This window comes from bacterium (assembly GCA_008933615.1).
Taxonomy (GTDB): domain Bacteria; phylum CLD3; class CLD3; order SB21; family SB21; genus SB21.
In genome coordinates, this window is the sequence record WBUR01000013.1 from 19,616 (window position 1) to 32,114 (window position 12,499).

General features: G+C 44.7%; 12 protein-coding genes. 8 read left to right on the forward strand and 4 right to left on the reverse strand.

The genetic code is table 11. The annotated features are described in order from the left end of the window. From F9K33_06375 to F9K33_06410, 8 genes are all read left to right on the forward strand, one after another. The gene (locus F9K33_06375) at positions 1-1,119 is read left to right on the forward strand and encodes a PAS domain S-box protein (GenBank protein KAB2880101.1); all 1,119 of its coding nucleotides are present in this window, start codon (positions 1-3) and stop codon (positions 1,117-1,119) included. Next, positions 1,116-1,751 carry a response regulator transcription factor gene (locus F9K33_06380; protein KAB2880102.1) on the forward strand — a complete coding sequence of 212 codons (636 nt, stop codon included), beginning with the start codon at positions 1,116-1,118 and terminating at the stop codon, positions 1,749-1,751. Before F9K33_06375 ends, F9K33_06380 begins: the two co-directional genes overlap by 4 nt. A gap of 95 nt (positions 1,752-1,846) precedes the next feature. Further along, positions 1,847-2,233 (forward strand): response regulator transcription factor, encoded by a 387-nt coding sequence (locus tag F9K33_06385; GenBank protein ID KAB2880103.1) that lies wholly within the window; start codon positions 1,847-1,849, stop codon positions 2,231-2,233. Between the two features lie 142 nt (positions 2,234-2,375). Further along, positions 2,376-2,795, forward strand: coding sequence for a large-conductance mechanosensitive channel protein MscL (gene mscL / locus F9K33_06390; protein KAB2880104.1), 420 nt, complete (start codon positions 2,376-2,378; stop codon positions 2,793-2,795). A 20-nt stretch (positions 2,796-2,815) separates the two neighbouring features. Next, positions 2,816-3,673 carry a DUF3078 domain-containing protein gene (locus F9K33_06395; protein ID KAB2880105.1) on the forward strand — a complete coding sequence of 286 codons (858 nt, stop codon included), beginning with the start codon at positions 2,816-2,818 and terminating at the stop codon, positions 3,671-3,673. Positions 3,674-3,876: 203 nt separating this feature from the next. Beyond that, complete coding sequence (locus F9K33_06400; protein ID KAB2880106.1) at positions 3,877-4,224, forward strand: carboxymuconolactone decarboxylase family protein; 348 nt, start codon at positions 3,877-3,879, stop codon at positions 4,222-4,224. A 47-nt stretch (positions 4,225-4,271) separates the two neighbouring features. Further along, on the forward strand, positions 4,272-5,345 hold the full coding sequence (locus F9K33_06405) for an efflux RND transporter periplasmic adaptor subunit (GenBank protein KAB2880107.1): 1,074 nt from the start codon (positions 4,272-4,274) through the stop codon (positions 5,343-5,345). A gap of 32 nt (positions 5,346-5,377) precedes the next feature. After that, complete coding sequence (locus F9K33_06410; GenBank protein KAB2880108.1) at positions 5,378-8,485, forward strand: efflux RND transporter permease subunit; 3,108 nt, start codon at positions 5,378-5,380, stop codon at positions 8,483-8,485. A gap of 34 nt (positions 8,486-8,519) precedes the next feature. Here the strand turns inward: F9K33_06410 and F9K33_06415 are convergent, their stop codons facing one another. From F9K33_06415 to F9K33_06430, 4 genes are all read right to left on the reverse strand, one after another. After that, positions 8,520-9,224 (reverse strand): Crp/Fnr family transcriptional regulator, encoded by a 705-nt coding sequence (locus F9K33_06415; GenBank protein ID KAB2880109.1) that lies wholly within the window; start codon positions 9,222-9,224, stop codon positions 8,520-8,522. 98 nt (positions 9,225-9,322) lie between these two features. Beyond that, positions 9,323-9,847 carry a biotin/lipoyl-binding protein gene (locus F9K33_06420; GenBank protein KAB2880110.1) on the reverse strand — a complete coding sequence of 175 codons (525 nt, stop codon included), beginning with the start codon at positions 9,845-9,847 and terminating at the stop codon, positions 9,323-9,325. 120 nt (positions 9,848-9,967) lie between these two features. Continuing rightward, positions 9,968-10,717, reverse strand: a complete 750-nt coding sequence (locus F9K33_06425; protein KAB2880111.1) for an SDR family oxidoreductase — start codon at positions 10,715-10,717, stop codon at positions 9,968-9,970. A gap of 837 nt (positions 10,718-11,554) precedes the next feature. Continuing rightward, a complete protein-coding gene (locus tag F9K33_06430) occupies positions 11,555-12,493 on the reverse strand; it encodes a hypothetical protein (protein KAB2880112.1) in 939 nt (312 codons plus the stop codon). Positions 12,494-12,499 lie beyond the last annotated feature (6 nt).

The following is a 12,499-nucleotide window of genomic DNA, read 5'->3' on the forward strand; positions in this document are numbered from 1 at the left end:
ATGAGCGTGCACACTATGAAAAAAAGCAGAATATCAAAAGGCCGAATTCGCTCGAAGGATCAAATCCTACTTCTTCATGCCGCAGTGGAAGACACGGAAGACAGCGTATTAATAACCGATGCAAACCTGGAGCCGCCCGGGCCGCGGATTGTCTTCGTTAATCCCGGATTTTCTAAAATGACGGGTTACACCATCGATGAAGTCATGGGGAAATCACCGCGTCTAATGCAGGGTCCTAAGACGGATCGGAAGGTTTTGGATCGACTAAAACTTTGTCTGGAAAATGGCGAACCGTTTTTCGGAGAGGTCATTAATTATCGTAAAGACGGAACGGAATATTTTCTTGAATGGCACATTTCGCCTGTTCGGGACGACGGCGGCAATATTACCCATTTTGTTTCGGTGCAGCGCGATATTACTGAGCGAAAACGAGCGGAGGAACTTCGCATACAATTTCAGCAGCAAAAAGCCCGTACGGCGGCAATAGTAGAAACTCAAGAAGAAGAACGAAGACGTATCGCCAAAGAATTGCATGACGCGCTGGGACAGATGCTCGTAGCCGCAAAATTCAATGTTGATATTCTAGAAGAAAAACTGGAGTTAACGGATGCATCGACAAGAAAACGGGCGGCAGACATCAAGAATCTCCTGAATCATATCATGCTTGAAGTGCGGCGAATATCCTACAATCTAATGCCGAGCATATTGGAGGACTTCGGATTACCGCCGGCGTTAAGTCAATTATGCGAACAACTACCGCAGAACGAGAGCCTAAAAATCCAGTTCGTTTGTAAGGGATTGGAAAAAAGATTACCGCGTATCGTAGAAATCGGGATGTATCGAATTGCACAAGAGGCATTGAATAATATAATCAGACATTCGAATGCACATGAAGCAACCATTCAGTTGATAAAAGATAGGAAAACGGTTACATTATCTATTGAAGATGACGGTAATGGTTTTATTCCGGACGAAGCGAATACAGGAAAACAGCGTCGCGGAATGGGACTAATGAATATGAGGGAACGAGCGGAATCCATAGATGCATCATTTTACCTTGACTCGCGTCCGGGGCAGGGGACGGAGGTCATAGTACAACTGAAAGATAACGAAAAATGAAAAAAATACGGATTCTATTAGCCGACGATCACGCCTTGGTGAGGGAGGGGATGAAAACCTTGCTTCAGGATGTAAATGATCTATTTGTTGCAGGGGAAGCGTCTGACGGACTTGAGGTTATTCAGAAGATCAAGGACCTGTCACCTGACATTGTCATCATGGATATATCTATGCCTCGTATGACCGGATTGGAGGCGACAGATTTGATCCAAAGGGAATTTCCGAAAACAAAAGTTTTGATCGTAACCATGCATGAAAACAAAGACTATGCGCATCAGATATTTATATCCGGCGCGGCAGGTTATATATTAAAGAGCGCCGAAAAAAAAGAATTTATCAACGCCATTCGAACGGTTTACAAAGGCGAAAAATTTTTTACCCGCTCCATGTCCGACGTGACGGCCAAAAACTATCGAAACAAATCCCAATCGTCCATTCCAATCACCCGCCGCGAAAAAGAAATTCTCAGACTCATCGTGGACGGCTTAACTAATCAGGCCATTGCTGAAAAACTTTTTATTAGTCCCCGAACCGTCGACACCCACCGATCCAATCTCATGCAGAAATTGGAGATCAAAAACACCGCAGGCCTCGTTCGATTTGCTATTGAAAACGGCATCGTCAGTCCGTAACGCTTTGCAATCAAATACGTGTTTTACCTGATTGTTCCGCAAACCTTCTTATACTAATTTCTTAAGAAAATCAGAACACATAATCGTGGACTGCAATGCGGAACATTACGATACTCGTCGCTGACGATAATCACGTATTTCGGAAAACATTGTGTGAATTTGTTGAATCGCTGGGAGCTGTTACGGTTGTGGCCGAAGCGCTGGACGGCGATCACGCGATTGAACTTACAAGCAAGCTTCTTCCGGACATGATATTGATGGATATCAGCATGCCCAACAAAACGGGTCTCGAAGCGGCAAAAGCCATCAAGACTCGCTACCCCGGCATCTTTGTTGTTGTGATCACTCTCCATGATGGAGCCGTGTATCGGCAACTTGCCAAAGAATGCCTGGCGGATGATTTTATTCCTAAAAGTGATATGAAAAATAAATTATCGGCTCTGATTATGCACAGACTTCATTCCGGCGAATACGAAACTTGATGTAACCAAAAATCGGGTCTCTTGATTCCATAAATAAGATACTGTAAGTTTACCCTAAGTAATTCTCTTTTTGTAAATTCAAAATTCACTTTCCTTATTGACTTGGTTAAGTTTTAATTCCATAACTGAAAGGCAAGATCGCATGAAAAACATGATGCAGGAATTCAAAGAATTCATGTCCAGGGGAAATGTCGTCGATCTGGCCGTCGGTATTATCATCGGCGGCGCATTCGGAAAAATTGTATCTTCGTTGGTCAATGATGTTCTGATGCCGCCCATCGGCTGGCTAGTCGGCGGACTCAATTTTAAAGATTTGTCGATCAAAATGAAGGCGCCGATGATTGACACTTCGGGCAACATGATTGATCACGTAGTGACTTTAAACTACGGATCGTTCATTCAAACCGCCGTGGATTTTATTATCATTGCATTCGCCGTTTTTATGGTGGTCAAGTTGGTTAACAAGGTCAAACGAAAAGAACCTCCGGCAGAACCCCCTAAACCGAGCAATCAGGAATTGCTGTTGATGGAAATCAGGGATCTTTTAAAAAACGCTAAATAACATTAACGAAGGAAGAAATTATGAAGACATTATTAGTAATGGTATACGCTCTGGTTATCATGATATCACAAAGTTTGGTTGCGCAGGATACCACAGGCTTTTGGAAAACCGGAGGAGCGCTTGGGCTTAATTTTAATCAGGTCGGATTAAAGAATTGGTCGGGCGGCGGCGAAAATTCACTGGCAGTGAACGGGCTAGTAAATGGTTTTGCCAACATGAAAAAAGATAAAATTTCGTGGGATAATACACTGGAATTAGGATACGGCCTTGTTAAACAAGGTGATTTGGGCGTTCGCAAAAGCGACGACAAAATTGTCTTAACCTCCAAATTCGGGCGGGAAGCGATTGAATATTGGAGCTTCACAGGCTTGCTCGATTTCAGAACGCAATTTGCAAACGGGTTCGATTACAAGACTACGCCGAAATCAAAAATATCGGAGTTCATGTCGCCAGCCTATTTGATGCTATCTCTTGGCGCCGAGTTCAAGCCCAACGACAATTTCTTCGCTCTCATCTCACCGATCACGGGTAAAATGACGTTCGTTCTTGACGACACGCTCTCCCACTACGGCGCGTATGGCGTCGATCCGGGGAAGACGGTTCGCAGCGAATTGGGCTGGAATATTAACAGCGTGTATAAACGAAAATTAATGGAGAATACGGATTTCCAAACTAAATTGAATTTGTTTTCAAGCTATGAAGACCTCGAGCATATTGATGTTAACTGGGAAAATATGCTTCTGCTGAAAGTGAACAAGTATATTACCTCCACCGTTTCGACGAATGTTATATATGATTACGATATCAAAGATACCGACGGGAAAGCAAAGTGGCAATTGAAAGAAGTGATCGCTGTCGGGATTTTGTATAATTTTTAGGCCATCGGAAGACGATGATTAAAAGGCAGTTGAAGTTTTTCAACTGCCTTTTTTGTTGCAAAAAAAGTTAGTGTTTTTATTATTCGCCTTGGCTACATTCCTTTCATCTTAAAACGCGGCTACTCCGTATTCAATTCCGATTTTTGATCCATATCAAGCGGGATACCGTAGTGCAGCCATTACATTATTCCCAAGGAGAAAATATGGCAGATCGTTTCAAAGAGTTTACAGAATTTCGCCAGAAGATGAACGAACGGATCCTGGAGCAAGATAATAAGGTCATTAAGCGATTCTTTTCAATCGATACGTTGACCTATCAGCCGGGCGCGCTGGACGTCAAAACAAAAGAAATGCTCGGTCTTGTTGCCTCGATGGTACTGCGCTGCGACGATTGCGTGTCGTATCACATTAATAAATGTAAAGAAGCCGGCGTTTCACGGGAAGAGATGTTTGAAGTCTTCAGCGTCGGCTTGGTTGTCGGCGGATCCATCGTTATTCCGCACTTACGCAGAGCCGTGGCGTTTTTAGACGAATTAGAAAAAGGGAAATAACGGGATAATATATACGTTTGATATAACTACATGAAAGTTATCATTCCATGAGCAAGAAGATGAAGAGTATTATAATATGGGGCGTTGTCGCAATATCTATCGGCGGTTTGTCGATCAATAAATGGATAACAAGTGAAGAGAAATCGAAATCCAACCGTGCCGCCGGAAGTTTTAACGACAGCAGAATTACAGTTAAAGGACGCGTTATAACTTATGAAACTCTGACCAATAAAGTGTTGGCCACCGGAACCGTAATCGCGAATGAAGAAGTAGATATGAAAAGCGAGATATCCGGCCGGGTGGTACAAATTCTTTTCAAAGAAGGCGGCCGCGTCAGCAAAGGCGAACTGCTGATCAAACTCAACGACTCGGAGCTGCAGGCGCAACTGGAAAAATCGGAATCGCGTAAGAAATTAGCCGAAAGCAATGAGGTTCGGCAGCGGATATTACTTGAAAAAGAACTTCTTGCCAAGGAAGTATACGACGCAACGGTCAATGAACTGAACTCCGTACAGGCCGACATTGCGCTGCTCAGGGCGCAGATCGCCAAAACGGAAATCCGTGCGCCGTTTGACGGCGTAATAGGACTAAAATACGTCAGTGAAGGCAGTTATATTTCTACAACGACCAAAATCGCAACTCTTCAGAATATTCTGGCGGTTAAAATTGATTTTTCAATTCCGGAAAAATATGTGAACGATATTCTTCGTGAAGCCGAGATAACTTTTACCATTTCAGGCACGGAAAAAAAATATAAAGGCCGTATATTTGCGATTGAACCTAAGATTGACCCGGCGACGCGAACGGTAGCCATGCGCGCGATATGCACCAATACCGACGGAAAAATATTTCCGGGCGCATTTGCCAATATCGAAGTGGTTCTGAAGGAAACTAAGAATGCGCTGATGGTTCCGACGGAGTCCATTATTCCTGAACTGAAAAGTCAGAAAGTTTTTGTTTATAAAAACGGCCTTGCGCAATCCATCTCGGTTGAGACCGGTTTACGAACGGACACAAAGATTCAGATCACCAAAGGGCTACAACCCGGGGACACGGTAATTACTACCGGCGTGTTGCTGCTGAGGACCGGAAGCCCGGTGGCCATTTCAGATCTTGAGTAGTCTCATAAACACATTTTAAATAAAAGGCCTTTATGAGTTTATCCGCTATTTGTATTCGCCGGCCTGTGTTGGCCATTGTTTTGAATTTGGTCATCATCCTATTCGGCGTTATTGGATTTACTTTCCTCGGAGTACGCGAATATCCTTCGATCGATCCGCCCATCATTACTGTGCGAACGAGTTATACCGGGGCTAATTCGGATGTGATGGAATCGCAGATCACGGAACCCCTGGAAAAGGCAATCAACGGAATAGCCGGAATCCGCGTTATTTCTTCATCGAGCAGCCAAGGTACCAGTAGTATTACGGTTGAATTTAATCTCGATGTGGATTTGGAAACTGCGGCGAATGACGTTCGCGATAAAGTATCTCAAGCTGTCCGTCAGCTTCCGCAGGATATTGATGCGCCCCCCGTCGTGTCCAAAGCCGATGCGAATTCGGATGCAATTCTGACCCTGACCTTGCAAAGCGATACCAAGAACCAGCTTCAGGTCAGCGATTATGCTGAGAATGTAATTGCCGAGAGGCTTCAGACGATTCCCGGAGTCAGCGGCGTTCAGATTTGGGGCCAAAAAAGATATGCGATGCGCATCTGGATGGATCCGGCAAAATTGGCATCCTACAAATTAACACCGCTGGATGTGAAGAGCGCTCTCGACCGCGAAAACATAGAGTTACCCGGAGGTAAAATTGCCGGTAATATGACCGAGTTGACCGTTCGGACATTGGGCAAACTGGTTACGGAAAGTGATTTTAATAATCTGATCATAGTTGCGGACGGCGAGACCACAATCCGATTACAGGATATTGGTTATGCCATTCTCGGCCCGGAAAATGAAGAAACGATATTGAAGGAATCCGGCATTCCGATGATCGGTCTGGCCGTCGTACCGCAACCGGGCAGCAACTACATCGATATCTCGGACGAATTCTACAAGCGCGCCGAACAAATAAAAAACGATCTGCCGAAAGATTACCGCCTGAATTTTGCGATGGATAATACGCGGTTTATCAAAAGATCCGTTGAAGAAGTTAAGGAAACGCTTTTCATCGCAATAGCGCTGGTGATCCTGATAATTTTCCTGTTTTTCAGAGATTGGATTATCGCCGTGCGTCCTTTAATTGACATTCCCGTTTCTTTGATCGGAGCTTTTTTTATTATGTATCTATCCGGATTTTCTGTAAATGTTTTGACTCTTTTGGCGATTGTGTTGGCAACGGGTCTTGTTGTGGACGACGGCATCGTTGTAACTGAAAATATTTTCAAGAAAGTGGAGGCCGGGATGAATCCGATGCAGGCCGCCTTCAAAGGCTCTCAGGAAATATTCTTTGTGGTCATTTCCACCTCCATTACATTGGCGGCCGTGTTCATGCCGATTATTTTTCTTCAGGGATTTGTGGGACGCCTCTTCCGCGAGTTCGGGGTTGTGCTTGCGGGCGCCGTTCTGATTTCCGCTTTTGTATCGCTGACCCTCACGCCCATGCTTAACGCAAAATTACTTCGCCGTAAACAAAAGCATACCCGCTTTTATGATATCACGGAACCGTTTTTTGTGAATCTGGTTAATTCATACAGCAGCGGACTAAACCGTTTTATGGCCAAGAAATGGATATCTGTTGCAATCATGATCGCGTCCTTTTTCATCATATTTTTGGCAGGATCGCGCCTGCAATCCGAACTGGCGCCTCTGGAAGATCGCAGTTTATTACGTATAACGGCGACGGGGCCTGAAGGCGCTTCGTACGATTATACGACTCGTTTTATGAATAATTTGGTGGAATTTGTTAATGATTCTCTTCCTGAGAAAAAAGTGTTTCTGACTGTAACCGCGCCGGGGTTTGCCGGAACCGGCGCCGTTAATACGGGCTTTGCCCGCGTGGTGCTGACTCCTCCGGAGGAAAGGTATCGCACACAACAGGAGATCGCGAATTATATTTCTGCGAATTTGCGCCGCTTCCCGGAAGCGCGTGCGTTTGTTATTCAGGAACAAACGATCGCAGTAGGCGGCGGACGCGGCGGACTTCCGGTACAATACGTCTTACAAGCGCCTAATTTTGAAAAACTAAGAGAGGTGGTTCCTAAATTTTTGGAAGAAGCGCGAAAAGACCCTGCGTTTCAAATCGTCGACGTCAATCTTAAATTTAATAAGCCCGAACTGCACATCAGTATCGATCGTGACCGCGCGCGCGCATTGGGGGTATCGGCAACGGATATCGGACAAATTCTGCGCCTGTCGTACAGCGGACAGCGGTTTGGATATTTTATTATGAACGGGAAGCAGTACCAGGTCGTGGGCCAGATGAGCCGTGAATACCGCGACAAACCGCTGGACCTGAAATCGCTGTATGTGAGAAATACCAAGGGTGAATTAATTCAATTAGATAATATCGTTTCGGTAACCGAACGTGTAGCCCCGCCGCAGTTATATCATTTTAATCGTTACGTATCGGCAACCGTTTCCGCCGGCCTCAATCCCGGCATGGCCATGGGTGACGGAATCGCTGCAATGGACAAAATTGCCGATAAAGTTCTGGACGAATCGTTCAGCACCACGCTCAGCGGGCCTTCACGTGACTTTGCCGAGAGTTCATCCAATATTCTTTTTGCATTTATTCTGGCGCTTGTGATCATCTATCTTGTGCTCTCTGCACAGTTTGAAAGTTTTATCGATCCGTTCATCATCATGTTAACGGTGCCGCTGGCTTTAGCCGGGGCGTTATTGTCCCTTTGGTATTTTGATCAAACGCTGAATATTTTCAGTCAGATCGGTATTATTATGCTCATCGGACTGGTTACGAAGAACGGTATTTTGATCATTGAGTTTGCAAATCAGCGACGGGAAGAAGGATTAACTGTTTTCAAAGCCGCGCAGGAGGCTGCGAGATTGCGTTTTCGTCCAATCGTGATGACAAGCCTTGCGACCGTTCTGGGCGCCCTGCCGATTGCCCTTGCGTTAGGCGCAGGAGCAAAGAGCCGTGTATCGATGGGCATTGTAGTGATCGGCGGGCTCATGTTTTCGCTGGCGCTGACGCTGTTTGTGATTCCGTCAATTTATGCGATGATGAAAAAAGAATTGCCGAAGGGCTTAGAAGAATCAACTGAATACAAAGAAGAATCAACAGCAGAAGTAGTGAGTTAGATTGGTAGGCGCAATTGTAGGTGCCGCGAAAGATCTAATCCGATAAGTTCGCCGTTTTGATCAAGGCGCGTTGGTTCAAAATTTTTATTTTCTTTCCGATAAAATCGATCAATTTCTCATCTTTGAAATCCGCCAGCAGCCGTATCGTCGTTTCGGTTGATGTTCCAACAATATTGGCGATGTCCTGCCGCGACATGACAATATTCAATCCAAAGTCGTCATGCCCGCAAAATTCTTTCAGCATTAGTAAGGTCTCTGCCAATCTTTCACGTACCGTATTCTGCGCCATGGTAACAAAACGATTTTCTGTTTCTTTCATATCCCGTGATAGAAGCTGGATCAATTTCATAAAAAGGTCTGAATTTGACTGAACGATATTCAGAAAAACGCTTTTAGGTATAAAACAAACCAAGGCGTCTTCCAGCGCTTCCGCTGAAGAAGAATACGCATCGCCGGTTATCATGGACGAGTAACCGATAATGTCGCCTTCCTTGGCAAGGCGTATGATCTGCTGTTTCCCCTCGTGGTTCATTTTATAAACCTTTACTCTGCCTTTATTAATACAGTAGAGCCCGGTTGCCACATGACCTTCATAAAAAATGATTTGATCTTTTTTATAAATATTGCCGCATTTATTTTGCGCAATCTGTGCTAAATCGGAAGGTTTCAATTCCGCAAAGATGGAATCAAACCGCGACTCGCACGAATCGCACATCGGTATAATATATTTTTTGGTCATACTTATTTCCTTTCAGGCTGCAAGAAACACGGCTTATCCTCGTGCTTTTTGTATTATTTGGCCGCCTCGTTATAAACAAAGCAGATGACAAAAAAACGTCAGGACACGTTTAATTCGATTACAAAAAGAGCTTGTCCCTTTTCTACATTATGCCCGGGCTTTACATTCAACTTTTTAATGGTTCCGTCAACGGACGACTTGATCTCATTTTCCATTTTCATCGCCTCGAGGATCATAACGCCCTGGCCTTGCGCTACGGCATCGCCTTCGTTGAGAAGTATTTTTGTTACAAGACCGGGAATCGGGGCATTGACTTCACCGCCGGTTTTCGCATGCGTTTGACCGATCAGTGATCGAAGGAGAAAGGTGCGTTCATCTTCCACGCTGTACTCGAAACGGTGGCCGCGGGTGTACACCTTGTGGGTACTCATTTTTTTATCAATGATCACACGGAAAGAATCGCTGCCGAGAAGCATCGAATGAACGGATCCTTTTCCGACGGTTTTGAAATCAACGTCCAATTCCTGCACGGTTTCTTTTCCGATGCGAACTTTGAGACGGTCGCCGTTTTCGACAATCTCGATATCGTATACTTTGCTGTCGTTAGACACTTTGTACTTCATAAACAAAACTTTGTATGGCTCAAGGAGTTGACTAAGCTAATACATCGCAATCATAAATTCAAAATATATTTATTACAGTTTTTTCATTGGGTTGTTTGTAACTTCGCAGTTAGAGTATGCTCAGCTGTTCATGATTGCGCCGTTATTGATATCCAGGGTTTGCCCGGTCATACTTGTTTGCCGGAGCAAATAAGAGGTGAGTTCCGCGATTTCTTTCGGCTCGGACATTTTTCCGAGAGGAACGGATTGCATGGCGATCTGATAAAACTGATCTTTGGTAATATCGAGCCCTTGCGCTATTTCTTCCAATCCGTTCTGCGCCATGTCCGTATTGACCCAGCCTGGACAGATCGCGTTAACGAGTATCTTTTCCGGCGCCAGTTCCATCGCCCAGCTTCTCATCAGGCCGAGCAGCCCCGCTTTGCTTGCACAATAGGCTGAATACTTCGAAACGCCGAGCCGCGCAAGAATAGAAGAAATGATCGTAATATGTTTGAATTCACCCGAACTTTTCCGGAGGAATGGCAAAAAGCAGTTGACGAAATAATATGTTCCCGATAGATTCGTTTCGATAATGTCGTTCCAACGATCATCTTGGCCGAAGAAATTAGCGCCGCCGATCCCCGCATTGGCAATAATTCCGTCTAACGAAGGGAATGAAAATTTTTGCGCCGCCTCCTGTACGCTTTGCAGGGAACGGACATCCATCGTGAGAATTTTATGGTGCGACGGATTTTCCAATGATGATAACGTATCTTCAAGGTTTTCTAAATTTCGTCCACAGAGGATCACGGTATGATCCGGGGAAAGTTTCTGTGCGATGGCGCGGCCGATACCGGAACCGCCGCCGGAGATGATGTAATATTTCATATAATAAGGTTTATTGTTTCAATGAAGATAATGTATCCAATTGTTAGATTCAAAAGAATTGATACAAGAAGAAATTGTGAGCATGCTCCATAGCTTTAGCACCGGGATCGGTGACTATTCCGATTATTCGAACGAAAGCTTGTTAATTAACAGTGTTGCATGACCCCGGAGGGGTGACATGTGATCAATGATATGGTGAGCGCCAAACACAACAAATGCATTGACAAACCTCTGCCGTATGGGTAATTTTAAACCGTCTCATTGAAGCTCTTCTTGTCGTAAGGCAATTTCAGAATAATTCCGACAAGTTGCTTATATTCTGAATAACGTTTAGATATAATTATGCGCAACCCGTTGACATGGGATGAAGTATAGTTAATTATAAAAAAAAGGCCTGCTTGCGACCATGAATTTCGTCAAAGAATAAGTCGGTATTCAACAGTTTACAACTCGAAAGTCTCCGAATCGGAGCACGGCGGATGTTATTTGTCTTCCTTAGGCCTCACCACCATTCACACGAAAATAGCTATGGCACTTGTGGTTCTTCTGAGAGGTGTCAACGTCGGCGGTCATAAGACCTTCCGCCCTACACTCCTTACCGAACAATTGAAGCATTTGGATGTTGTGAACCTTCGGAGTACCGGTCACTACGCGCAACTGGAATACGATCACTGCGATCGCCAAGGTCTTGGTACCGGAGTAGTTCTGGTGTTCGATAAGCATCTGCATGAAATTGGAAGGCACTTCAGCAAAAGGTGGTTTTCCATGAAATACGGTTTACACGTCTGATCACCGCATCTGCGGAAGGGTTAGAGATAGAGATTTGAGCTTACACGCCTAGGGAAAATGATCAGGAAATTTTGTTTTGGCATATTTGTCGAATAGATGATTGCATAGATAGTATGAACCCACCGCTATCGCCGCTCCGGCGACAGAATCTATCACGTAATGATAAAATCCGTAAAACGTTGAAAAGATCAGGCCGATGATAAACGGCAAAAACACCCAAAACACTCTGCGGTGCAGGCGGTACGCATACATGAGCGTGATCAATGCGATGGCGACGTGTGAACTCGGGAATGCCGCGCCGGGTTTTTCCACTTCGGAGTAAATCCAATTCATCACAGGAACAAATAGTCCTCCATCCTCAAACCGGCCCACGCGCTGGTCCAGCGGGCCTGCGGCGGGAATTAAAATGTAAAGAAAATAACAAAAATAAAATGTGATGGAAATTCCGAAAAGCGTTCGATAGAATTCCTTATCTCTGGTAATGTAGAGAATCACGCCGAATGCAGCCGGTAATATGTAGTACGAAAAATAGCACAAATGCATAAATTCATTAAAATAGAAATTATTCAGCCGGTCATACAACCAGATATTAGGGTTGCCGCCGAACATCCAAAGGTCAATGCTTAGAAAAAAGTCATCCGCGTAGCCTTGGAACACCAGCTGATTCAGAAGGCCGGCCTGCATGTAAAGAAACGTGAATGAAAAAATCGGGTACCAATGACGGAGCATCTGGAGAACGTTAATCGCACTTTGGTGAAAAAAACGAATGATCAGCAAAGTGATTACGGCGAGGCTTGCCTGAGCGGCTATGTACCATGGCCAATCCGGCAGATTGGAATGAAATATCAAAACGACCAAACCCACGACAAAAATATACATCAGAAAAGCCCAATCGTTCGGATTGAGCATATCCGGTAATTTTTTTGACGGTAACTCGGTCGTGTCTGTTCGCGTAGGAACAAGTTTAGTTTGTAATAATTCAAACATAGTCGC